This is a genomic window from Nocardia otitidiscaviarum (assembly GCF_007362295.1).
Lineage (GTDB): Bacteria > Actinomycetota > Actinomycetes > Mycobacteriales > Mycobacteriaceae > Nocardia > Nocardia otitidiscaviarum.
The window spans coordinates 47,806-71,713 of sequence record NZ_CP041695.1; the positions used below are offsets into that span (position 1 = coordinate 47,806).

The following is a 23,908-nucleotide window of genomic DNA, read 5'->3' on the forward strand; positions in this document are numbered from 1 at the left end:
CGCCATGTCGGCCCGGCCGGTTCCCGAGGATCTGCTCCCGCATCTGCGGCGGGCGCGGGATCTGGCGGACCGGAATTACGCCGAGCCGCTGGACTTGGACAGTCTGGCGGCCGCGGCGGGGGTCTCCAAGTACCACTTCCTGCGCAGCTTCGCGGCCACCTACGGCAAGACGCCCGCCGTCTACCTGGCCGAACGCCGCATCGAGCGCGCGCAGGACCTGTTGCGCGCCACCAATGTCACGGTGACCGAGGCGTGCATGCTGGTTGGCTACACCTCGCTGGGCTCCTTCAGCCGCAAGTTCACCGAACTGGTGGGCATGTCGCCCTCGGACTACCAGGCCAAGTTCGCCGCCGAGGGCACGCCGCGCATTCCGGGCTGCTTCGTGTTCATCCACGGTCTGTCGGATCGGCGGCTGCCCGACTAGCGACAGACTCGAGCTGAGCGGTTTCCCGAGTTGGGCGATTTCCTCGAGCAGAGCAATTTCGGAGAAGCCGCGCGGGCCGCCGGCTCCATAGCCTGGGGGCATGACCGCAATCACGCACGTCTCGCTCGCCACCGTGTACGTCCTGGACCAGACCGCCGCCAAACAGTGGTACATCGACAAGCTGGGCTTCGTCGAAACCGCCGATGTGACCATGGGCGACAACGGATTCCGCTGGGTGACCGTCGCCCACCCGGATCATCCGGAACTCGAGGTCACCCTCATGCTGCCCGGCCCGCCGCTCGACGACGACCTGGCCGAGGCCACCCGCCGCGCCCTCGCCAAGGGCAGCCACGGGGCCCTCGGTCTGGCCACCGACGACTGCCACAAGACAATCGAGGAACTCACCGCCAAGGGGGTGGAGATCGTGCAGCCGCCCGCCGAACGCCCGTACGGCGTGGAGGCGGTGATCCGCGACAACTCCGGCAACTGGCTGGTCATCGTGGAGAAGCGCCCGTTCGACCCCGGTAACTAGATAGAGACGGAAGTGGGGTGTGACACCCGGTCGGGTGCCACACCCCACTCCGTCACGCAGCGGGTCCGGCGGCGGTCGCAGGGCGCGAATCCGGTTCCCTCGCCGCGCCGATGCCGATCGCTAGCGGTAGTTCACGAACTGCAGCGCCACCTCGAAGTCGCTGTTCTTCAGCAGCGAGATCACGGCCTGGAGGTCGTCGCGGCTCTTGGAGCTGACCCGCAGTTCCTCGCCCTGGATCTGCGCCTTCACACCCTTGGGGCCCTCGTCGCGGATCTTCTTGGAGATCTTCTTCGCGTTGTCCTGGGAGATGCCCTGCACCAGGGTTCCTGTGATCTTGTACACCTTGCCGGAGGCCTGCGGATCACCCGCGTCGAACGCCTTGAGCGAGATGTCGCGGCGAATCAGCTTCTCCTTGAACACCTCCAGCGCCGCCTTCACGCGATCCTCGGACTCGGCCTGGATCACGATCTTCTCCTCGCCGGACCATTCGATGCCCGCACCGGTCCCGCGGAAGTCGTAGCGGGTGTTCAGCTCCTTGGCCGCCTGGTTGAGCGCATTGTCCACCTCCTGTCGGTCGACCTTGCTGACGACATCGAACGATGAATCGGCCACGCTTGTGCTCCTGTCCGAGATCGGAAGTTTGTGGGGGGTTCGAACGCCGACCGTAGTCCGTCGGACACCGCGTTTTCCAGCCGGTTTGCATTCCGGGCGGGGGTTCGATGTATTCTCGTCACCGCGCTGCAAGGCGTACCCAGGCAGGTTGCCCGAGCGGCCAATGGGAGCAGACTGTAAATCTGTCGGCGAGAGCCTACGTAGGTTCGAATCCTACACCTGCCACACTCGAACCCCTTGGGACCGAACCGGTCCCAAGGGGTTCTGTGTTTTCACGGTGCGGTTCGGATGGACGGTCGGTTTCGGGCGTTGCGGTGAAGCACTCTGGTCACCCCTCGATCATCGCTAAAAACCACCCCTGACCACCCGGTTTGGAGTTGGGTCGAGATGTTGTGTAACCTCGTTCAAGTCTTCAGCGCCCCGCCCTTCGGGTCGGAGCCAAGCAGACATGCCCCCTTAGCTCAGTCGGCAGAGCGTTTCCATGGTAAGGAAAAGGTCAACGGTTCGATTCCGTTAGGGGGCTCGCCGGATTGCCGGTGGTGACCGACTCGGCACTCCCTTTAGAATGACCGGGCCGTCGCTGCTGCCAATACCGCGCGTAAGGCGGTGTAGCTCAGGCGGTAGAGCAAACGACTCATAATCGTTGTGTCGCCGGTTCGAGTCCGGCCATCGCTACATACTGATACCCATCAGGCTGACCGGAAAGAAGGCAAATCGTGGCCGCGAAGTCCACTGATATCCGGCCAAAGATCACCTTGGCCTGCGAGCAGTGCAAGCACCGCAACTACATCACCAAGAAGAACCGCCGGAACGACCCGGATCGGTTGGAACTGAAGAAGTTCTGCCCGAACTGCGGTACCCACCGGGCGCACCGCGAATCCCGCTAACTTAACCCCGCGCGCTCTACCGCGTGGAAGAAGTGCCGGAACGGTAAGCCGCTACGTCCCTCCTACACAGGGACAGTGGCCCCGGTCCGGCACTTGGTGTATATAGCGGTGGTTCAGCGCTCCGCCGATCCCGGGTTGGGATCAGATAGGGACTTCTCTGCCGTGACTCTCAACTCTGCCGTGACTCTCAACACCGAGGTCGTACAGGATATCGAGGCCGACATGGTCGATTCGGGTGAAGCTTTCGATCCCGCCGCACACGCCGCCGCCATGGTGGGCCACCACTACCGTGTGGCCGACTACTACGAGGTCGGCCGCGAGAAGGTGCGCGAGTACGCCCGCGCCGTGCAGGACTACCACCCGGTGCACTGGGACGAGGATGCCGCCCGGGAGTACGGCTACGACGGTCTGGTCGCGCCGCTCACCTTCATCTCCCTGGTCGGAATCCTGGCCCAGCGCAAGCTGTTCGAGCAGGTCGTCACCGGTTACGACCTGAGTCAGATCATGCAGACCGATCAGATCCTGGAGTTCCACCGCCCCATCAAGGCCGGTGACCGGCTGTCCTGCATCGTCTACCTGCACTCGTTCCGGCAGGCGTTCGGCGGCGACATCATCGTCACCAAGAACGATGTGGTCGCGCAGAACGACGAGTTGGTGCTCACCACCTACACCACCCTGATCGGCCGCAGCGGCGGTGACATCGATCCCAATCTCTCCGACGCGGTGCGCAATGTGCTCATGCACGGCATCGGCCCGGACGAGCGCCCCGACCACCAGGCCGACGCCGATGCGGCGAACCAGGTGCACGCCACCCCGGTTCCGGTCCAGCAGACCCGTGGCGATGTGCCCGCCAAGCACGCCATCCGCTTCGACGACGTCACCGTCGGCCAGGAGCTGCCCACCCGCATCGTCCGGCTCACCCGCGGCGATCTGGTGAACTACGCCGGTGTCTCCGGCGACGCCAACCCGATCCACTGGAGCGACGACGTCTGCAAGCTCGTCGGCCTGGAGAACGTGGTGGCGCACGGCATGCTCACCATGGGCCTGGGCGGCGGCTTCGTCACCTCCTGGCTGGGCAATCCGGGCGCGGTCAAGGAGTACAACGTCCGCTTCACCAGCCCCGTCTACGTTCCCGTCGACCGCGCCGCCGAGATCGAGTACACCGGCAAGGTGAAGTCCATGGATCCGGAGACCAGAACGGCCGTCGTCGCCATCGTCGCCAAGTCCCAGGGCCGCAAGATCTTCGGCCGCGCCACCGCCACCGTGCAGCTGGCCTGATCGAGGCATACGACACCGGGCCACATACCCGATTGGCGATTCCCGAGTGGATTCCCGTACACTCGGGACTCTGGGGTCACCAGCCGCTGCGCGCTGCTCGGAGGAGCGGCGCGCGTGTTGTGTGAGTCCCGGGTACAAATGAATATGAAACGGTGGCTGGACGACCGACAACTCTGTTCAGCCGAAGGGGCGTAGCTCAATTGGCAGAGCAGCGGTCTCCAAAACCGCAGGTTGCAGGTTCAAGTCCTGTCGCCCCTGCCCTGAATGCCAGCGACGAGAGAGGATCGACGTGAGCGAGCGGGATGATCGCCACGGCGCTGCCGAGGACGGCGAAGACACCGCGGTGGCTCGCCCGAGCGGTAAGCGTTCCACCCGGCGACGCACCGCGGCCTCGACGCCGTCGCTGACGAAGACCTCGACGGGTCCGGTCGCGACCATGGACCGGCCGTCCAAGAAGGCGAAGGCCGACACGGGTCGTTCGGGCAATCCGTTCAAGCGCCTGGTGAAGTTCCTCAAAGAGGTCATCTCGGAACTGCGCAAGGTCATCTGGCCGAACCGCAAGCAGATGATCACCTATACGAGCGTGGTCCTGGTGTTCGTGGTCTTCATGGTCGCGTTCATCGCCGGATTGGATGTGGCGTTCGTGAAGGGTGTCGACTGGCTGTTCGGCTAGCTGACCGCCGACGCCAGGTACCGTCGCGGACAGGTGGTTCGGCCGAATGTCCGAGAGGGCGGAGCCATCCGCCGGGTAAGACACCCGGCGCGCACAGGATGTACGTGACGACACAGGAAAGCGAGTGCCCAGTGAGCACCCCGGAGAACGGCACAACCGACGAATTCCCGGTCGACGACACGGTGGATGCCACCGAGAGCGTCGAGGAATCCGCGGCCGCTGAGCCGACCGCGGAAGCTGAGCCCGCCGCGCCCGTAGACGCCGAGCCCGCCGACCCGGTCGCGGAGATGAAGGCAGCGCTGCGCCGCGCCCCCGGCGACTGGTATGTCGTCCACTCCTACGCGGGATACGAGAACAAGGTGAAGGCCAATCTCGAGACCCGCGTCCAGAACCTCGGTCTCGAGGACTACATCTTCCAGGTCGAGGTTCCGACCGAAGAGGTCACCGAGATCAAGAACGGCCAGAAGAAGAACGTCAACCGCAAGGTGCTGCCGGGCTACATCCTGGTCCGCATGGATCTGAACGACGAGTCCTGGGGTGCGGTGCGCAATACCCCCGGCGTCACCGGATTCGTGGGCGCGACCTCGCGGCCGTCCCCGCTGTCGATCAACGACGTGGTGAAGTTCCTGGTTCCGGCCGCGCAGCAGAAGAAGGCCGCCCCGGCCGCCGCCGCTGCCGCCGCGTCCCCCGCCGCCGGTGGCGAGGCCACGCCCGCCAAGCCGGTCATCGAGGTCGATTTCGAGGTCGGCGAGTCGGTCACCGTCATGGACGGCCCGTTCGCGACGCTGCCGGCCAGCATCTCCGAGGTCAATGCCGAGCAGCAGAAGCTCAAGGTGCTGGTCTCGATCTTCGGCCGCGAGACTCCGGTCGAACTGGCCTTCACTCAGGTCGCCAAGATTTAAGCGCGATCGGGCGGTGATATCCGGCCGACGGGCCGGTATCACCGCCCTTTTCGCGTCCGCGTAGACTTGCCGGGTTGCGCCTGCGTTTCGACTTGACATTCGGAGCGCGAATGGGCGCATGTCCCGGATAAGGCTTACGGGAATCCGTAAGGAACCTACCCAAGGAAGAAAGATGCCCCCGAAGAAGAAGAAGGTCGCTGGGCTCATCAAGCTCCAGATCCAGGCCGGCCAGGCCAACCCGGCTCCGCCGGTCGGTCCGGCGCTGGGTCAGCACGGCGTCAACATCATGGAGTTCTGCAAGGCGTACAACGCCGCGACCGAGTCGCAGCGCGGCAACGTCATCCCGGTCGAGATCACGGTCTACGAAGACCGCTCGTTCGACTTCAAGCTGAAGACCCCGCCCGCCGCCAAGCTGCTGCTCAAGGCCGCCGGTGTGCAAAAGGGTTCGGCCGAGCCGCACCGCAACAAGGTCGCCCAGGTCACCATGGACCAGATCCGTGAGATCGCCAAGACCAAGCAGGAAGACCTGAACGCCAACGACATCGACGCCGCGGCGAAGATCATCGCTGGCACCGCCCGCTCGATGGGAATCACCATCGCGGAGTGAGCCTTCCGGCTCCCGTGGGAGGGACGGCCAGTCCCGCACCACTTCTGACTGAGACAAGGACAGACAATCATGGCAAAACGAAGCAAGGCTTACCTCGAGGCGGCCGCCAAGGTCGACCGCTCGCAGCTGTACTCCCCGCTGGCGGCCACCCGCCTGGCGAAGGAGACCGCCACCAAGAAGACCGACGCGACCGTCGAGGTCGCCGTCCGTCTGGGCGTCGATCCCCGCAAGGCCGACCAGATGGTCCGCGGCACCGTCAACCTGCCGCACGGCACCGGTAAGACCGCCCGCGTCATCGTGTTCGCGGTCGGCGACAAGGCCGCCGAGGCCGAGGCCGCCGGTGCGGACGCCGTCGGCGCCGAGGACCTGATCGAGCGCATCCAGGGCGGCTGGCTGGATTTCGACGCCGCCATCGCCACCCCGGATCAGATGGCCAAGGTCGGCCGGATCGCGCGCGTGCTGGGCCCCCGCGGCCTGATGCCGAACCCGAAGACCGGCACCGTCACCCCCGACGTGACCAAGGCCGTCAACGACATCAAGGGCGGCAAGATCAACTTCCGCGTCGACAAGCAGGCCAACCTGCACTTCGTGATCGGCAAGGCGTCCTTCGACGACACCAAGCTGGTCGAGAACTACGGCGCCGCCCTCGAGGAGATCCTGCGTGTGAAGCCCTCCACCGCGAAGGGCCGCTACGTCAAGAAGGTGACGATTTCGACCAACACCGGACCGGGCATCCCGGTGGATCCGAACCGCACCCGCAACCTGACCGACGAGGACGCGTAATCCTCCCGGTCGCGTAGCACACGCGAAAACGAAAGAGCCGGTGCGGAATTCCGCACCGGCTCTTTGCTTTGCGCACCCGTCGGGTTCGCGCACCGGGGGGTCACCGACCCCCGTTTTGGCGGATGGGTGGCCCTTCGGCTATTCTGATCCACGGTCATCGACGCGTTCGATGTCCACCCCAATCGTTCTACCGAAGACCGTTGGTCGCTGCCGTCAGGCAGTCGAAGGTCCGGCGATATTGCCGGCGGCCCACGCAGGGAGAGCCGAGGTTGGGAAACATCGCGAATCACCTCGCCACATGTTTCTTGTACGCCCCGGGACCACTCTGCGTCCGGGGCGTTTGCTTTGTCTCCGGGCCTCCCACCGGACGTCGGTAGTTCATCGAGAACCGACCATCCAGAGAGGAGGCGAAGTATGGCCAAGCCCGAGAAGGTCACCGCGGTCGCGGAGATCGCGGAGCAGTTCAAGGGATCCACGGCCGCCGTTGTCACGGAGTACCGTGGCCTGTCGGTCGGCAAGATCACCGAGCTGCGTCGTGCGCTGGGTGCGAACGCTACCTACTCCGTCGCCAAGAACACCCTGGTCAAGCTGGCCGCCGCCGAGGCGGGCGTCACTGGCCTGGATGACTTGTTCGTCGGTCCGACCGCGATCACCTTCATTTCCGGTGAGCCGGTCGACGCCGCGAAGGCCCTGAAGCAGTTCGCCAAGGACAACAAGCAGCTGGTCATCAAGGGCGGCTACATGGACGGCGCCGCGCTGTCCGTGTCCGAGGTCGAGAAGATCGCCGACCTGGAGTCCCGCGAGGTCCTGCTGGCCAAGCTGGCCGGCGCCATGAAGGGCAACCTCTACAAGGCTGCCGGGCTGTTCGCCGCCCCGGCCTCGAAGACCGCCCGCCTGGTCGCTGCGCTGGAAGAGAAGAAGCGCAACGAGGGCGAAGCGGCCTGACGGCTGCACCTCACAACCACCGAGCATGTCGTCGCCGCCGCGCGGCGATGATCACCACCGAAAGGAAACACAATGGCCAACGTTGAGCAGCTGCTCGAGGAAATCGGCAACATGACCCTGCTGGAGCTCTCGGAGTTCCTGAAGGCGTTCGAGGACAAGTTCGAGGTCACCGCTGCCGCTCCGGTCGCCGTCGCCGCTGTCGGCGGTGCCCCGGCCGCCGGTGGCGCCGAGGCCGCCGAGGAGCAGGACGAGTTCGACGTCATCCTCGAGGGTGCCGGCGACAAGAAGATCCAGGTCATCAAGGTGGTCCGCGAGATCGTCTCCGGCCTGGGCCTGAAGGAAGCCAAGGACCTGGTCGAGGGTGCCCCGAAGCCGATCCTGGAGAAGGTCGCCAAGGACGCCGCCGAGGCCGCCAAGGCCAAGCTGGAAGAGGCCGGCGCCAAGGTTTCCGTGAAGTAATCTCACGGCACACGCTGCGAAGGGCGGTCCCGTCACGGGGCCGCCCTTTTCGTATTCTCCGATGTCCGTTCGACATTGTGATCGTGCCGTGATCGGCGATCGCGAACGCAGGTTTCTACTCGTGAGTCAGGTCCCGGTGTCCGGGACGGGTCACATGCGATACAGTGACCGGACCTACTGTGATGCGCCACACCGCGCGAAGTAACCCGTGGTCTGCCGCAGTAGTGCGCTCGTCGGAGAATTGTGGAGGTTGGCGTGGGCGTCGAGGTCAGGACCGAAGGCATCACCAAGTCGTTCGGTTCGCAGCGTATTTGGCAGGATGTCACCCTGACCCTGCCGCCGGGGGAAGTCAGCGCTCTGCTCGGCCCTTCCGGTACCGGTAAATCCGTCTTCCTGAAGTCACTGATCGGTCTGCTGCGCCCGGAGCGCGGGTCCATCTACATCGACGGCACCGACATCACCACCTGCTCCAACAAGGAACTCTACGAGATCCGCAAGCTCTTCGGCGTGCTGTTCCAGGACGGTGCGCTGTTCGGCTCGATGAACCTCTTCGACAATGTGGCCTTCCCGCTGCGGGAGCACACCAAGAAGTCCGAGTCGGACATCAAGAAGATCGTCATGGAGAAGCTGGAGCTGACCGGTCTGCTCGGCGCGGAGGGCAAGCTCCCGGGTGAGATCTCCGGCGGTATGCGCAAGCGCGCCGGATTGGCCCGCGCGCTGGTGCTGGATCCGCAGATCATCCTCGTCGACGAGCCCGACTCCGGTCTGGACCCGGTCCGCACCACCTATCTGTCGCAGCTGCTGATCGACATCAACTCGCAGATCGACGCCACGATCCTGATCGTGACCCACAACATCAACCTCGCCCGTTCGGTGCCCGACAACATCGGCATGCTGTTCCGCCGGCAACTGGTCATGTTCGGCCCCCGCGAGGTGCTGCTCACCTCGGAGGAGCCGGTGGTCAAGCAGTTCCTCAACGGCCGCATGAACGGCCCCATCGGCATGTCCGAGGAGAAGGACGAGGCCCAGATGGCGCGCGAGCAGGCCATGTTCGACGCCGGTCACCACGCCGGTGGCGCCGAAGAGGTCGAGGGCATCATTCCGCAAATGCGGGCGACCCCGGGTATGCCGGTGCGTCAGGCGGTGTACCGCCGTCGCGAGCGGGTGCGCCAGATCATGCACACGCTGCCGCACGCCGCTCAGGTCGCCATTCAGGAATCGCTCGACGAAAACGGCGACACGCAGGTCATTCCCGCGTACCAGGGCGCGTTCGACACTACGGCTGGACACGACCTGACTAACGGGTAACATACGGCCCGTGAATCGATCCCTGACACGGCTGCGCACACCGGTCGAGTCGGGACTTGCCCAAGCCGGCAACATTTTCGCGCTGCTGCTCGACGTGGCGCGCAAGACTTTCCGTCGGCCGTTCCAGTGGCGGGAGTTCATCGAACAGTCGTGGTTCATCGCGAGCGTCTCGATCCTCCCGGCCGCTCTGGTAGCAATCCCGTTCGGCGCGGTGGTCGCCCTGCAGACCGGCTCGCTCATCAAGCAGCTCGGCGCGGAGTCGTTCACCGGCGCGACCAGTGTGCTCGCAACCGTCCAGCAAGCGGCTCCGGTGGTGACCGCACTGATCATCGCCGGCGCCGCCGGGTCGGCCGTGGCCGCCGATCTCGGCTCGCGCACCATCCGCGAGGAGATCGACGCCATGGAGGTGCTCGGCATCGATCCGGTGCAGCGCCTGGTGGTGCCGCGGGTGCTGGGCATGATGCTGGTGGCGCTGCTGCTCAACGGCCTGGTCTCGGTGGTCGGCATCGCCGGCGGCTACTTCTTCAACGTGGGGTTGCAGGGCGGTACGCCGGGCGCGTATCTGGCGTCGTTCTCCGCGCTGGCGCAGCTGCCGGACCTGTGGATCGGCGAGATCAAGGCGGCCATTTTCGGTCTGGTCGCGGCGGTCATCGCCTCGTACAAGGGGTTGCATCCAAAAGGGGGTCCGAAAGGAGTCGGTGACGCGGTGAATCAATCCGTGGTGATCACATTCCTGGTCCTCTTCTTCCTGAACCTGATCCTCACCCTGATCTATCTTCAGGTCGTCCCCGCCAAGGGCGCGTGATCCATGGTCGTCGCGCAGCGCACCACACCCCTCGGTCGGTCGGCGCGCCGGGTGGTCGGCGTGCTCAAGTCGCCGGTGAACGTCATCGACCGCGCGGGCGATCAGATGTCGTTCTACACCCGCGCCATCGCCTGGATTCCGCGCACGGCCGTGCACTACCGCAAGGAGGTCATGCGGCTGCTGGCCGAGGTGACCTTCGGATCGGGCGCGCTCGCGGTGATCGGCGGCACCATCGGCGTCATCGTGTTCATGTCGGCGTCGGTCGGCGTGGTGGTGGGTCTCCAGGGCTTCAAGGCGCTCGACGCCCTCGGTTCCGGCGTGCTCACCGGCTTCCTGACCGGTTACATCAACACCCGTGAACTCGCGCCGCTGGTCGCGGCGCTGGCCCTCTCGGCGACGGTGGGCTGTGGATTCACCGCGCAATTGGGCGCCATGCGCATCTCCGAGGAGATCGACGCGCTCGAGGTGATGGCGGTGCCGGGCGTGCCGTTCCTGGTGACCACCCGGGTGATCGCGGGATTCCTGGCCGTCATTCCGCTCTATATCGTCGGTCTGCTGGGCACCTATCTGGCGTCGCGGTCGATCAGCATCTATTTCAACGGGCAGAGCAGCGGCTCCTACGACCACTATTTCAGTTTGTTCCTACCACCCGAGGACGTGCTCTATTCGTTCCTCAAGGTATTGGTATTCGCCTTCGTCATCATCCTGGTGCACTGCTATTACGGCTTCAACGCCACCGGCGGTCCGGCGGGTGTGGGCGTGGCCGTCGGACGTGCGGTGCGCGCGGCGATCGTGCTGGTGAACATTCTCGATTTCTTCCTGTCCCTGGCGATTTGGGGCACGACCACGACGGTGCGGGTGGCCGGATGAGCAATCCGAGGCGCGTGCAACTGTGGCGGTCCACGGAGACATTGCGCACCCGGACCCTCGGGGTGCTGTTCTTCGTGGTGATGGCGCTGTTCCTCAGCACCACGATCGCCGTCTACAACAAGGCGTTCGTGGAGACCGTGCGGGTCGACCTCATCACCGACACGGTCGGAAACGCGTTGACCCGCAACGCGGACGTGAAGGTTCGCGGCATCACGGTGGGCGAGGTGCGCTCCAGCGATTTCACCGACGGCGAGGTCACCCTGCATCTGGCCATCGACCCGGATCGGGCCGAGCAGATCCCGGCCAATGTCACCGCCCGGCTGCTGCCGAAAACCCTCTTCGGCGAGAAGTACGTGGACCTGGTGTGGCCGGAGCATCCGACCGGCAGGCTGACCGAGGACGTCACCCTGTACCAGGACACCTCCGGCAACGCGGTCGAGGTGAGCCAGCTGCTGGACAATCTGCTGCCGCTGTTGCAGGCGGTGCCGCCGCAGTACCTGGCCTCCACGCTGGGCGCGCTCTCGCAGGCGCTGCAGGGCCGGGGCGAGGAGCTCGGCAACACCATCGACCGGCTCGATCGCATCTTCGCCGAGGTGAACGTGGAACTGCCCACGTTGCAGGAGGATCTGCGCCAGTTCGCCACCGTCGCCGACACCTACGCCGACGCCGCCCCGCAGCTGGTCTCCGCGCTGGACAATCTGCGCACCACCAATGCCACCATCGTGCAGCAGCGTTCACAGATCGACACCCTGCTGGCCACGCTCACCCCGAGCGCCGCGACCACCGCCGACTTCCTGATCGCCAACCGCGACAACATCATCGACGTGGCCGCCGACTCCCGGCCCGCACTGGAGGCGCTGGCGAAGTACTCGCCCGGCTACTCCTGCTCGCTGGCGAACTTCGCGCAGATGAAGCCGCGCATCGACGACATCTTCGGCAAGGGCACCGATCTGCCGGGCTCGCGCGTGTCCGTGGAGATCGTCAATCCGCGCGGCCGCTACCTGCCCAACCAGGACGAGCCGCGCTGGTTCGATCCCCGTGGGGCCATGTGCATCCCGGAGTATCCGCTCGGCGTGGATCCGGGCCAGTACACCAACGGCTCCGGTAACGACGGCTCCTACCAGCCGCCCAGCCGCAATCCCGGCGACCAGAGCATCGGACTCATGCCCGAACCCCAGTACCGCGTATACGGTCCGTTCACTCCCAGCTCTGTCGGATCGCCCGCCGAACAGCAGACCCTCGGCGCGATCTACGGTGCGGCACACGGCGTCTCGCCGGACGAGGTGCCCGGTTGGGTGACCCGGATCGCGGCCCCGGCCCTGCGCGGCAGTGAGGTGAGCGTGCGATGACCGACACACTGCGCGGCCTCGGCCCCACCCTGACCAAACTCGTCGCCTTCGTGGTGGTGACCGTGCTGGCCACCGGCATCCTGGGCCTGACCATCGCCAACTACACCGGCGGCGGCACCGAGTTCAAGGCTCGCTTCACCGATGTCACCTCGCTCAATCCGGGCGACGAGGTGCGCATCGCCGGGGTGCGGGTCGGCAAGGTCACCGGGGTGTCCATCGTGGAGCGGCGGCTGGCCGAGGTGCGGTTCGAACTCAACGACCGCGACTGGCTGCCCGCCTCCACCACGGCCACCATCAAGTACCGAAATCTGGTGGGCCAGCGCTATATCGCGCTGGAACAGGGTCCGGGGGAGCAGGGTCGCAAGATCAACGAGGGTGCCACCATCCCGCTGGAGCACACCACGCCCGCGCTCAACCTCACCGAGCTGTTCAACGGTTTCCGGCCGCTGTTCCAGACCCTGACACCGGATGACGTGAACAAGCTGTCCTACGAGATCATCCAGGTCTTCCAGGGCGAATCCGGCACCATCCGGGATCTGGTGGCCAGCACCGCCAGCCTCACCAACAAGATCGCCGACAAGGACGCGGTGATCGGCGCGGTGGTGGAGAACCTGAACGCGGTGCTGGAGGCCGTCAACTCGCGCGACGGACAACTCGATCAGCTCATCGTCAACACCGAGGCGCTGATCTCCGGACTGAACGCCGAACGCGGCACCATCGGCCAGGCGGTCAGCTCCCTGGGCGACCTCGCCGCCGCCACCGCGGACCTGCTGGTGCCGACCCGGCCCAATCTGCAGGGCGCGATTGCCGGCCTCGAGCAGCTCACCGGCACCCTCAACGCCCGGCAGCCCGAGGTCGACGAGGGGCTGACCAATCTGCCCATCAAGATGGAGAAACTGGGCCGGGCCGCGAGTTACGGCTCCTGGTTCCAGTTCTACCTGTGCGGCATCGACATCGTCGCCGGGCCCGGTGTGCAGGACGCGCCGCAGCTGAACCTGCCCGCCGACATGCCCACCATCAACCAGCCGATCTACACCAACCCGGCGCCGCGCTGCCACGGAAAGGGAGGCCGCTGATGGACGACCGGACCGTACTCGGCGCACGCAGCCCGGCCTTCATGGGCGGGATCGGCCTGGCCATGGTGCTGCTGGTGACCATGACCGCGTTCAGCCTCGACCGGCTGCCGATCATCGGCGCGGGCACCAAGTACACCGCGGAATTCTCCGAGGCCGCCGGGCTGAAGCAGGGCAACGAGGTGCGCATCGCGGGCGTCAAGGTCGGCTCCGTCCAGGATGTGCGGCTCGACGGCGACCGCGTGCTGGTCGACTTCCGCACCCAGGACGCCTGGATCGGCAACGAGACCACCGCCTCCATCCAGATCAAGACGCTGCTGGGCCAGAAGTACCTGACCCTGGACCCCAAGGGCTCCGGCGCGGCCGACCCCTCCGAACGAATCCCGCTGTCGCGCACGGTATCCCCCTACGACGTGGTGGACGCCTTCAGCGACGCCGCCGAGGACATCGAGCAGACCGACACCGCACAGCTGGCCCAGAGCATGCGGGTGCTGTCGGAGGCGTTCTCGGCGACCCCGCCGGAGATCCGCGGCTCCATCGACGGCGTCGCCCGGCTCTCGGAGTCGATCGCCAAGCGGGACGAGAAGCTGCGTACCCTGTTCGCCGCGACCAAGCAGACCAGCCAGGTGCTGGCCGACCGCAATGCCGAATTCGAACGCCTGCTCGCGAACGGCGGTCAACTGCTGGCCGAACTCAATATCCGGCAGCAGGCGATCCGGCAGCTGCTCACGGGTGCGAAGACCATCGGCGCGGAACTGAGCGCCCTGGTGCACGACAACGAGGAACAGATCGGGCCCGCCCTCACCAATCTCCGCAAGACCATCGACATCCTCAATGCCCACCAGGCCGACATCGCCAAGACACTGACGCTGGCCGCGCCGTTCTACGGCCTCTACGCCAATGTGCTCGGCACCGGCCGCTGGTTCGACGCGGTGATCACCAACCTGATTCCGCCCGCGCTGCCGGAAGTGCCCGGCTACCGCGAACCGATCCGGAAGATGGGAGGCTAGCCATGGCTCGCGACGTGCTGACCGGTCTGCGGGAATCCCCGCGCGGCAGGGCGATCCTCGCCGCCGTCGTAGCGGGTGCGGTGCTCATCGCCGCCGTGGCGTGGTGGGGTTTCGACAAGTTCACCACCACCCGGATCACCGCCTACTTCGACAAGTCCATCGGCATCTACGAGGGCTCCGATGTGCGCATCCTCGGCGTGCCGGTGGGCCGGGTGGACTCCATCGAGCCCATGGGCGATCAGGTGAAGATCGTCATGAGCGTCGACCGCGAATACGACATCCCGGCCGACGCCAAGGCCGCGCAGATCACGCCCTCGGTGGTGTCGGACCGCTACATCCAGCTCGCGCCGGTGTACCGGGGCGGGCCGAAGATGGGGCGCGAGGCCACCATTCCTAAAGAACGCACCGCCACCCCGGTCGAGGTGGACCGGCTCTACCGGAGCATCACCGAACTCTCCGACGCGCTGGGGCCCGAAGGCGCCAACAAGGAGGGGGCGCTCAACGAGCTGGTGCGCACCACTTCCGCCAATCTGGCCGGAAACGGCGAGGCGCTGGCCAACAGCTTCGAGCAGCTGTCCAAAGCCGCCGCCGTGCTGGGTGATTCGCGATCCGACATCTTCGACACGGTGAAGAACCTGCAGGTGTTCGTGACCGCGCTGGCGCGCAACGACGCCCAGGTGCGGCAGTTCAACGCACAGTTGGCCGATCTGGCTGGCTTCCTCGCCGACGAACGCAGCACCCTCGGTGACGCGCTGAACCTGCTGTCCGTCGCGCTCGGCGACGTGGCCCGGTTCATCGACGACAACCGGGAACTGGTGCAGGCCAATGCCGATGCGCTGACCCAGCTCACCCAGACCCTCGCCGACCAGCGCGAGGATCTGGCCGCGGCGCTGCCGCTCATCCCGACCGCGCTGAGCAATCTGATCAATGTGCACAACGGCGAGACCGGCACCCTCGACATGCGCCCGAACTTCACCGATCTGCAGGATCCCTTCGGGGTCATCTGCAAGATGCTGGATCTGGGCAAGCTGCGCCCGGGCGACCCGAAGTTCGACGCCATCACCCGGCAGATGCGGCCCATCCTCGATCACTGCGAGACCATTGCCGCGCAGATCACCGCGGGTGTGACGACACCGTCGCTGATCCTGCCGTTCGGCATCCTGAGCGGCGAGAACCAGCAGCGTGCCCCGGTGCCGGGCACCGTGCCCGGCAATCCGTCGGACCAGGCCCCGCCGTCGGAAGGAGGTGGACAGCGATGAACAGCCCTCGCTCGCGCGTGCTCGCATCGGGAATCCGCCGCCGCGGCAGCGCATTCGGCCGTCGTGTCGCCGCCGTGGCGACCGCCCTGAGTGCGGTGACGCTGCTGGCCGGATGCGGCGACGGCGCGTACAGCATTCCGCTGCCCGGCGGACCGAGCGTCGGCGACGATCCGCTGCACCTCGATATCCGCTTCGCCGATGTGCTGGACCTGGTGCCGCAGTCCACGGTCAAGGTGGACGGTGTGGCGGTGGGCCGCGTCGACAAGATCGAACTCGCGCCGGACGGCTGGACCGCCAGCGTCAAGGCCGTGGTGCGCAATTCGGTGGACCTGCCCGCCAATGCCCGCGCCGAGGTGCGGCAGACGAATCTGCTGGGCGAGAAGTTCATCGAACTGTCGGTGCCCACCCACGACCCGGCCCCGGCCAAGCTGGCCGACAACGCGGTCATCCCGGTGGCGAACACCCGCACCGCCACCGAGGTGGAACAGGTGCTCGGCGCGCTGTCCCTGCTGCTCAACGGCGGCGGCGTGGCGCAGTTGCAGCCCATCGTGGTGGAGCTGAACAAGGCGCTCGAGGGTCGCGAGAGCACGGTGCGCGATCTGCTGGAGCAGGCGAACACCCTGATCGACGGACTGAACCGGCAGGTCGACGACATCACCCGCGCACTGGACGGGCTCGACACCCTGAGCAGTCGCCTGAGCGGGCAGACCACCCAGATCTCGCAGGTGCTCGACGAATTGCCCACCGGCATCCGGATTCTGGAGGAGCAGCGGCCGCAGTTGATCCAGCTGCTCGGCCAGCTGGACCGGGTCGGCCAGGCTGGATTCGACGTCCTGGACAACTCCAAGGACGACCTGATCCGCGATCTCAACTCGCTGCGCCCCACCCTGCAGGCGCTGGGTAGCGGAGCCGACGACCTGGTCACCGCGTTCCCGCTCATTCCGACCTACCCGTTCCCGGACGAGGCCATCAAGTCCGCCTTCGGCGGACAGGTCAACACCTGGCTGTCGGTGGACCTGCAGATCGGCACGCTGCTGTCGAATCTCGGTGTGGGCAAACAGGACCCGGTGTACATCCCGCCGAACGGACGGCCGGTGCCGGTGGACGGATCCAATCCGTACTACAACGGCAACGGCCCGCGTCCGGGCTGGCCGACGGTCTCGCTGCTGCCGCTGCCGCCCACCGTGGTGCGCCCGCAGCTCCCCGCCGGACTGCCCATTCCGACCGATCCGCTCGGTTCACTGCTCGACCAGCTGGGAGTGGGTGGTCCGCGATGAGCAAACTGGTGCGCTACCAGCTGATCGCCTTCGGGCTGATCGCCGTGCTCGGCGTGGTGTTCGTGGGCGCCAAGTACGTGCGCCTGGACAATATGCTGGGCTTCGGCCAGTACCGGGTGCAGGTGCGGATCGTCGACACCGACGACAAGCGGGCGACCACGGGCAATCTGTCTCCGGGCGCGGAGGTCACCTACCGGGGCGTTCCGGTGGGCCGGGTGGGCAAGCAGGAGATCATTCCCGACGGCGTGCTGATCACGCTCGAGCTGGACTCCGGCGCGCCCAAGGTGCCGCAGAGTGCGAAAGCCGTGGTGGCCAACCGATCCGCCATCGGTGAGCAGTACGTGGATCTGGTGCCCAGCAGCGCGGGCGCGCCGTATCTGCGGGACGGCTCCGTGATCGACGGCGCGCGGACCCCGATCCCGGTCGAGGATCTGCTCGCCAGCGTGAATCACTTCGCCAGCACCACCGACCTGGTGGCGCTGTCCACCACCATCACCGAACTCGGCAAGGCGTTCGACGGCAAGGGCGACGAACTCCAGGTGCTGGTGGATTCGCTGGCCCGGTTCACCGAGACCGGCGTGGACGCGCTGCCGCAGACCCTGCAGCTCATCCGGGACGCGCAGACCGTGCTGACCACCCAGGCCGAACAGTCCCCGGCCATCCGGCAGTTCAGCGACGGCCTGGACCGGCTCTCGGCGCAGCTGCGCTCCAGCGATCCGGACGTGCGGCGGCTGATCGGCACCGGCACCGACGCGGGCAGTCAGATCTCGCAGCTGCTGCGGGAGAGCGGTGACGCGCTCACCCGCGACCTGGCGAACCTGCGCACCCTGCTGCTCACCATCTCGCCGAAGTTCTACGCGCTCGGCCCGGTGCTGCAGATGCTGCCGCTGCTGTCCATCGGTGCGTCGGCGACCGCTCCCGGCGACGGCACCACCCACTTCGGCCTGGTGCTGGAGACCAATAATCCGCCCGCCTGCACGGTCGGCTACGAGGGCACGCAGCGGATTCTGGACGAGATGCGGGCGCAGAACCCGGATTTCGACGACAGCCGCGACGACTTCCCGTTCAACACCGAGGCCAAATGCTTGGTGCCGCAAGGCAATCCGACGGCAGTGCGCGGTGGTGAGCGCGCCGAGTTCGCCGATCCGAGCGTGCCGCAGCCGTGGGACGACAACCCCAAGGTCGATCCGGACAAGTTGAATCTCAATCCGGTCGCCACCCAACTGGCCACGCTGCTCGGCGTGACGCCGAAACGGTGAGGAATCCGGCGGAAAGTATGGTGACGGCGTGAGTCAGCAACACGACAGCGAATCCGTCGACCGCTCCGTGCGCACGGGCGTCACGGTGGCCGCCGTCGCCCTGCTCGCGGTGGCCGCGGTGGCCGCGGCGTGGTTCGGCTACGCCTGGATCGTGGGCGGGCTCGTGCAGGACAACGGTCGCGCCGACGCTCGCGACACCGCCCTGAACGACGCCCGGCAGGCCGCGGTCAACCTCATGACCTTCGACCCCGACGACGTCGACGGATCACTGCGGACCATGCTGTCCTCCACCACCGGCGCGCTCCGGGAGGAGCAGACCAAGGATCTGGATTCGCTGAAAGCCCAGGTCGCCGAGGCCCGGACTCGCATGCGGTCGGAGGTGGAGGGCGCGACCATCACCTCGCTCGCCAGCGAGAACGACCGCGCCACCGCCTTCGTCGTGCTGCGCATCACCCGCGCCTGGCCCGGCGGTCAACCGGCCACCTTCCGTCAGCTGTGGAATTTGGACATGGTGAAGGAAGGCGACACCTGGAAGGCCGAACAGGCGCGGAACCTGGGTGAGCCGGTATCGCTCGACGCGGGCGCGCTGCCCACCGAGCCCGCACCCACCGAGCAGCCATCCTCCGGCGATCAGCCGCAGTCCGGCGATCAGCCGCAGGGCGGCGATCAGCCCGAGTCCGCCGACCAGCAGCCGACGGATCAGCAACCGCAAGCGCCGGGCCGATAGGAGGCAGCGACCATGGCCGACAAACGACCCGTCAACCGCGTCACGCCCAAGCGCCGCACCTCCGGCACACCGCAGGACTCGTCCTCCCGCCGCGCCCTCGGCCGCGAGGGACAGACCGGATCGGCGTGGCGGACCGCGGCGGATGCCGACCGCTCACGCGCCGGTGATTCCGATCGGCTGAGCGGGGGCGCCACGGCGCGCGGGGAAACCCGTGCGAAGGCTGGGACCCCGAAGGGCGCGTCTCGCGCGGCGGGGGCCCCGGCGGTCGCGTCCGCGAAGGCCGGGACCCCGAAGGTTCGGCTCGGGAAGGCGGGGCGGGCGACATCGAGTGCCGCCTCGACATCTCCCGGCGGGGAGACCGTGTCCCGTGCCGCCGCGGCGCGCGGCGGTTCCTGGCGGCTCGCGATCGGCTGCGGTATCGCCGCGGTCCTGCTCGGCGTCTTCGCCGTGGTGGCGGCCCTGCGTCCCGGCGTCGACGACGACAATCTCGCCTATGTCGACAATCAGGCCACCGATGAGGTGAAGGCCGCCGCCGATCACGCCCTGTCCACGCTCTACGGCTACCGGGCCGCCGAGATCGACCAGTGGAAGGACTCCGTCGGCGCGGTGCTGACCGAGCAGATGCGCGCGGATCTGGAGAAGTACATCGACACCACGGTCAGCACCATCAAGCAGGCGGCGACCGACACCGAGGTGACCACCGATCCGATCGGTGTGACTTTGCTCACGCCCGAGCGCGCCGAACTGCTGGTGAACCTCAATGTCTCCGCGGTCCGGGACGGCACCCCGGAACCGCTCGCCTCCGGTCCGGTGGTGCTTCGGATGCAGAAGGTGGACGGCCGCTGGCTGGCCGCCGAGATCGCCGACAACTGATCCGTCAAGGAAATTCACACGCCTGGTGGGGGCCGGTTTTTCGGTGATCTGCCAGCGCGCCAAACGATCTCGCGCCACGCGTCGGACCGGCCGCACTTGACGAGTTTCGTCCGAGCCGTCACGCTATTCACAACAGCGGCAGCTGTCACAGGGGTTCGCCCCGAACGGTGACCCGGCAATCGCAGCCAGCGGAAGACGGGACTCCCGGTGGGCCGGGAACACCGACAGCGTGTCAGTTGAACCGGTACGGCGCGCCAGCCCGCCGCGACCCGCAACGGGTGGTACTTTGACACCCCCGTAGGTTTGGGTGTAGTTTTGGACGTTGCGCTGGCTGCCTCCTGTCCATACCTTGTTCGCATCGACGAAAGTTCCACCTTCCGGTGTTACTTCCGCTGCTTGCTGTTCGGGTTTCGTTCGGGTGGGGACCAGCGGAATTCGTAGCAGACAAGCGACGGTCGCGGACCACCACGCGACTGCGCGTGAGGTGCTGGAAGGACGCATCTTGGCAGTCTCCACCCAGACCAAGGCCACCACGGCGGGCCGTGATTTCTACACAGTCCCCGGAGCCCCGAAGCGGGTGTCTTTCGCGAAGATCCGTGAGCCTCTGGAGGTTCCGGGTCTTCTCGATCTACAGACCGATTCGTTCGACTGGCTGATCGGCGCGTCAGACTGGCGGGAGCGAGCGGCGGCGCGCGGCGACGTCAATCCGACCGGCGGTCTCGAGGAGGTGCTCGAGGAGCTCTCGCCGATCGAGGATTTCTCCGGCTCCATGTCGCTGTCCTTCTCCGACCCGCGCTTCGAAGAGGTCAAGGCCTCCATCGAGGAGTGCAAGGACAAGGACATGACCTACGCGGCGCCGCTCTTCGTGACCGCGGAGTTCATCAACAACAACACCGGTGAGATCAAGTCTCAGACGGTCTTCATGGGCGACTTCCCGATGATGACCGACAAGGGCACGTTCATCATCAACGGCACCGAGCGCGTCGTCGTCTCGCAGCTGGTGCGTTCGCCCGGTGTCTACTTCGACGAGACCATCGACAAGTCCACCGAGAAGATGCTGCACTCGGTGCGTGTCATCCCGTCGCGCGGTGCGTGGCTGGAGTTCGACGTGGACAAGCGCGACACCGTCGGCGTGCGCATCGACCGCAAGCGCCGCCAGCCGGTCACCGTGCTGCTGAAGGCCCTGGGCCTGACCACCGAGGAGATCACCGAGCGCTTCGGCTTCTCCGAGATCATGATGTCCACCCTGGAGAAGGACAGCACTCCGGGCCAGGACGAGGCGCTGCTCGACATCTACCGCAAGCTGCGTCCGGGCGAGCCGCCGACCAAGGAGTCCGCGCAGACCCTGCTGGAGAACCTGTTCTTCAAGGAGAAGCGCTACGACCTCGCGCGTGTCGGCCGCTACAAGGTCAACAAGAAGCTGGGCCTGCACGCCGGTGAGCCGGTCGTGGGTTCGGTGCTGACCCGCGAGGACATCGTCGCGACCATCGAGTACCTGGTCCGTCTGCACCAGGGCGACAAGGTCATGACCGCGCCCGGCGGCGCGGAGGTGCCGGTCGAGGTCGACGATATCGACCACTTCGGCAACCGCCGCCTGCGCACGGTCGGCGAGCTGATCCAGAACCAGATCCGCGTCGGCCTGTCCCGCATGGAGCGCGTCGTGCGTGAGCGCATGACCACCCAGGACGTCGAGGCCATCACGCCGCAGACCCTGATCAACATCCGCCCCGTGGTGGCGGCGATCAAGGAGTTCTTCGGCACCTCGCAGCTGTCGCAGTTCATGGACCAGAACAACCCGCTGTCGGGTCTGACCCACAAGCGTCGCCTGTCGGCGCTGGGTCCGGGCGGTCTGTCCCGGGAGCGCGCGGGCCTCGAGGTCCGCGACGTCCACCCGTCGCACTACGGCCGCATGTGCCCCATCGAGACCCCGGAAGGCCCGAACATCGGCCTGATCGGTTCGCTCTCGGTGTACGCGCGGGTCAACCCGTTCGGTTTCATCGAGACCCCGTACCGCAAGGTCGTCAACGGCATCGTCACCGATGAGGTCGTGTACCTCACCGCCGACGAGGAGGACCGCGAGGTCCGCGCCCAGGCGAACTCGCCGATCGACGCCGACGGCAACTTCCTCGAGGAGCGCGTGCTCGCCCGCCGCGGCAACGAGGAGATGGAGTTCGTCTCCCCGGCCGAGGTCACCTATATGGATGTCTCGCCGCGCCAGATGGTGTCGGTGGCGACCGCCATGATCCCGTTCCTCGAGCACGACGACGCCAACCGTGCCCTCATGGGCGCGAACATGCAGCGTCAGGCCGTGCCGCTGATCCGTTCCGACGCGCCGCTGGTCGGCACCGGTATGGAGCTGCGCGCCGCGGTCGACGCCGGTGACGTGGTCGTGAACGCCAAGGCCGGTGTGGTGGAGGAGGTTTCGGCCGATTTCATCACCGTCATGCACGATGACGGCACTCGCCGCAGCTACCGGCTGCGCAAGTTCGAGCGTTCCAACCAGGGCACGTGTGCGAATCAGCGTCCGATCGTGGACGAGGGGCAGCGGGTGGAGGCCGGGCATGTGCTCGCCGACGGGCCGTGCACCGAGAACGGTGAGATGGCCCTGGGTAAGAACCTGTTGGTGGCGATCATGCCGTGGGAGGGCCACAACTACGAGGACGCGATCATCCTGTCGCAGCGTCTCGTGGAGGAGGACGTGCTGACCTCGATTCATATCGAGGAGCACGAGATCGACGCGCGTGACACCAAGCTCGGTGCCGAGGAGATCACCCGCGATATCCCGAACGTCTCCGACGAGGTCCTCGCCGACCTCGACGAGCGGGGCATCGTGCGCATCGGTGCCGAGGTGCGTGACGGTGACATTCTGGTGGGCAAGGTGACGCCGAAGGGTGAGACCGAGCTGACGCCGGAGGAGCGGTTGCTGCGCGCGATCTTCGGTGAGAAGGCCCGCGAGGTGCGTGACACCTCCCTCAAGGTGCCCCACGGTGAGTCGGGCAAGGTCATCGGTGTGCGGGTGTTCTCCCGTGATGACGACGACGATCTGCCGCCGGGCGTCAACGAGCTGGTGCGCGTGTATGTGGCGCAGAAGCGCAAGATCCAGGACGGTGACAAGCTCGCCGGCCGTCACGGCAACAAGGGTGTGATCGGCAAGATCCTCCCCGTCGAGGATATGCCGTTCCTGCCCGACGGCACTCCGGTGGACATCATCCTCAACACCCACGGTGTCCCGCGTCGTATGAACATCGGTCAGGTGCTCGAAACCCACCTGGGTTGGATCGCCAAGACCGGTTGGCAGGTCGAGGGCAATCCGGAGTGGGCCAAGAACCTGCCGGAGGAGATGTGGGGCCAGGAGGCCGACACCAATATCGCCACCCCGGTGTTCGACGGTGCGCGCGAGGAGGAGCTGACCGGTCTGCTCGGCTCCACCCTGCCCAACCGCGACGGTGAGAGCATGGTCGACGAGAACGGCAAGGCGGTGCTGCTGGACGGCCGCTCCGGTGAGCCGTTCCCGTACCCGGTGGCCGTGGGCTACATGTACATCCTGAAGCTGCACCACCTGGTCGACGACAAGATCCACGCGCGTTCGACCGGCCCGTACTCGATGATCACCCAGCAGCCCCTCGGTGGTAAGGCGCAGTTCGGTGGTCAGCGCTTCGGTGAAATGGAATGTTGGGCCATGCAGGCCTACGGCGCGGCCTACACGCTGCAGGAACTGCTCACCATCAAGTCCGACGACGTGGTCGGCCGCGTGAAGGTCTACGAGGCCATCGTCAAGGGCGAGAACATTCCGGAGCCGGGTATTCCGGAGTCGTTCAAGGTGTTGCTCAAGGAACTCCAGTCGCTGTGCCTGAACGTGGAGGTGCTGTCCTCCGACGGCGCCGCCATCGAGATGCGCGACGGCGACGACGAGGACCTGGAGCGCGCCGCGGCGAACCTGGGTATCAACCTGTCCCGCAACGAGGCTGCGACGGTCGACGACCTGGCGCAGTGAGC

General features: G+C 66.4%; 23 protein-coding genes and 4 tRNA genes. 26 read left to right on the forward strand and 1 reads right to left on the reverse strand.

The features are described 5' to 3' along the window. Positions 1-4 precede the first annotated feature (4 nt). On the forward strand, positions 5-424 hold the full coding sequence (locus FOH10_RS00275; protein ID WP_143979172.1) for a helix-turn-helix domain-containing protein: 420 nt from the start codon (positions 5-7) through the stop codon (positions 422-424). A gap of 100 nt (positions 425-524) precedes the next feature. Next, entirely contained in the window at positions 525-956 is a 432-nt protein-coding gene (locus FOH10_RS00280) for a VOC family protein (protein ID WP_143979173.1), read from the forward strand. Between the two features lie 120 nt (positions 957-1,076). Here the strand turns inward: FOH10_RS00280 and FOH10_RS00285 are convergent, their stop codons facing one another. Further along, positions 1,077-1,568, reverse strand: coding sequence for a YajQ family cyclic di-GMP-binding protein (locus tag FOH10_RS00285; protein ID WP_039817512.1), 492 nt, complete (start codon positions 1,566-1,568; stop codon positions 1,077-1,079). A 142-nt stretch (positions 1,569-1,710) separates the two neighbouring features. On the opposite strand from FOH10_RS00285, the gene FOH10_RS00290 reads away from it, so the two are divergent. The 24 genes from FOH10_RS00290 (at position 1,711) to rpoB (ending at position 23,906) form a co-directional block, all read left to right on the forward strand. Next, positions 1,711-1,793: transfer RNA gene (locus tag FOH10_RS00290), tRNA-Tyr, on the forward strand. A gap of 225 nt (positions 1,794-2,018) precedes the next feature. Beyond that, positions 2,019-2,091, forward strand: a tRNA-Thr gene (locus tag FOH10_RS00295). Positions 2,092-2,170: 79 nt separating this feature from the next. Then, a tRNA-Met gene (locus FOH10_RS00300) sits at positions 2,171-2,243 on the forward strand. A 41-nt stretch (positions 2,244-2,284) separates the two neighbouring features. Beyond that, on the forward strand, positions 2,285-2,455 hold the full coding sequence (rpmG, locus tag FOH10_RS00305; protein ID WP_029925945.1) for a 50S ribosomal protein L33: 171 nt from the start codon (positions 2,285-2,287) through the stop codon (positions 2,453-2,455). Positions 2,456-2,677: 222 nt separating this feature from the next. Further along, entirely contained in the window at positions 2,678-3,733 is a 1,056-nt protein-coding gene (locus FOH10_RS00310; RefSeq protein WP_143983778.1) for a fused (3R)-hydroxyacyl-ACP dehydratase subunits HadA/HadB, read from the forward strand. A 185-nt stretch (positions 3,734-3,918) separates the two neighbouring features. Continuing rightward, positions 3,919-3,991: transfer RNA gene (locus tag FOH10_RS00315), tRNA-Trp, on the forward strand. A gap of 31 nt (positions 3,992-4,022) precedes the next feature. After that, positions 4,023-4,406, forward strand: a complete 384-nt coding sequence (gene secE, locus FOH10_RS00320) for a preprotein translocase subunit SecE (protein ID WP_425326123.1) — start codon at positions 4,023-4,025, stop codon at positions 4,404-4,406. Between the two features lie 131 nt (positions 4,407-4,537). Further along, positions 4,538-5,308: a transcription termination/antitermination protein NusG gene (gene nusG, locus FOH10_RS00325; protein ID WP_244961501.1), complete on the forward strand. Its 771-nt coding sequence runs from the start codon at positions 4,538-4,540 to the stop codon at positions 5,306-5,308. A gap of 172 nt (positions 5,309-5,480) precedes the next feature. After that, positions 5,481-5,915 carry a 50S ribosomal protein L11 gene (gene rplK, locus FOH10_RS00330; protein ID WP_029925936.1) on the forward strand — a complete coding sequence of 145 codons (435 nt, stop codon included), beginning with the start codon at positions 5,481-5,483 and terminating at the stop codon, positions 5,913-5,915. A gap of 69 nt (positions 5,916-5,984) precedes the next feature. Beyond that, positions 5,985-6,698 (forward strand): 50S ribosomal protein L1, encoded by a 714-nt coding sequence (rplA, locus tag FOH10_RS00335; protein WP_029925934.1) that lies wholly within the window; start codon positions 5,985-5,987, stop codon positions 6,696-6,698. Between the two features lie 414 nt (positions 6,699-7,112). Beyond that, positions 7,113-7,643: a 50S ribosomal protein L10 gene (rplJ, locus tag FOH10_RS00340; RefSeq protein ID WP_029925932.1), complete on the forward strand. Its 531-nt coding sequence runs from the start codon at positions 7,113-7,115 to the stop codon at positions 7,641-7,643. Between the two features lie 72 nt (positions 7,644-7,715). Further along, positions 7,716-8,102, forward strand: coding sequence for a 50S ribosomal protein L7/L12 (gene rplL, locus FOH10_RS00345; RefSeq protein WP_143979175.1), 387 nt, complete (start codon positions 7,716-7,718; stop codon positions 8,100-8,102). A gap of 255 nt (positions 8,103-8,357) precedes the next feature. Further along, positions 8,358-9,410 (forward strand): ABC transporter ATP-binding protein, encoded by a 1,053-nt coding sequence (locus FOH10_RS00350; RefSeq protein ID WP_186000663.1) that lies wholly within the window; start codon positions 8,358-8,360, stop codon positions 9,408-9,410. Between the two features lie 10 nt (positions 9,411-9,420). Beyond that, positions 9,421-10,215: an MlaE family ABC transporter permease gene (locus tag FOH10_RS00355; RefSeq protein ID WP_029925926.1), complete on the forward strand. Its 795-nt coding sequence runs from the start codon at positions 9,421-9,423 to the stop codon at positions 10,213-10,215. 3 nt (positions 10,216-10,218) lie between these two features. Then, positions 10,219-11,085: an MlaE family ABC transporter permease gene (locus FOH10_RS00360; RefSeq protein ID WP_029925925.1), complete on the forward strand. Its 867-nt coding sequence runs from the start codon at positions 10,219-10,221 to the stop codon at positions 11,083-11,085. Beyond that, positions 11,082-12,434, forward strand: coding sequence for an MCE family protein (locus FOH10_RS00365; protein WP_143979177.1), 1,353 nt, complete (start codon positions 11,082-11,084; stop codon positions 12,432-12,434). The genes FOH10_RS00360 and FOH10_RS00365 overlap by 4 nt, the downstream gene beginning before the upstream one ends. After that, positions 12,431-13,510, forward strand: a complete 1,080-nt coding sequence (locus FOH10_RS00370) for an MCE family protein (protein WP_186000664.1) — start codon at positions 12,431-12,433, stop codon at positions 13,508-13,510. The genes FOH10_RS00365 and FOH10_RS00370 overlap by 4 nt, the downstream gene beginning before the upstream one ends. After that, the gene (locus FOH10_RS00375) at positions 13,510-14,517 is read left to right on the forward strand and encodes an MCE family protein (RefSeq protein ID WP_143979178.1); all 1,008 of its coding nucleotides are present in this window, start codon (positions 13,510-13,512) and stop codon (positions 14,515-14,517) included. The genes FOH10_RS00370 and FOH10_RS00375 overlap by 1 nt, the downstream gene beginning before the upstream one ends. Before the next feature lie 2 nt (positions 14,518-14,519). After that, a complete protein-coding gene (locus FOH10_RS00380; protein WP_143979179.1) occupies positions 14,520-15,776 on the forward strand; it encodes an MCE family protein in 1,257 nt (418 codons plus the stop codon). Further along, positions 15,773-17,053, forward strand: a complete 1,281-nt coding sequence (locus tag FOH10_RS00385; protein ID WP_143979180.1) for an MCE family protein — start codon at positions 15,773-15,775, stop codon at positions 17,051-17,053. Before FOH10_RS00380 ends, FOH10_RS00385 begins: the two co-directional genes overlap by 4 nt. Then, the gene (locus FOH10_RS00390; RefSeq protein ID WP_143979181.1) at positions 17,050-18,312 is read left to right on the forward strand and encodes an MCE family protein; all 1,263 of its coding nucleotides are present in this window, start codon (positions 17,050-17,052) and stop codon (positions 18,310-18,312) included. Before FOH10_RS00385 ends, FOH10_RS00390 begins: the two co-directional genes overlap by 4 nt. Positions 18,313-18,340: 28 nt before the next feature. Beyond that, a complete protein-coding gene (locus tag FOH10_RS00395; RefSeq protein WP_143979182.1) occupies positions 18,341-19,039 on the forward strand; it encodes a hypothetical protein in 699 nt (232 codons plus the stop codon). 12 nt (positions 19,040-19,051) lie between these two features. Beyond that, entirely contained in the window at positions 19,052-19,912 is an 861-nt protein-coding gene (locus FOH10_RS00400) for a hypothetical protein (RefSeq protein ID WP_143979183.1), read from the forward strand. A gap of 484 nt (positions 19,913-20,396) precedes the next feature. Beyond that, a complete protein-coding gene (rpoB, locus tag FOH10_RS00405) occupies positions 20,397-23,906 on the forward strand; it encodes a DNA-directed RNA polymerase subunit beta (protein ID WP_143979184.1) in 3,510 nt (1,169 codons plus the stop codon). The last annotated feature ends 2 nt before the right edge of the window (positions 23,907-23,908 follow it).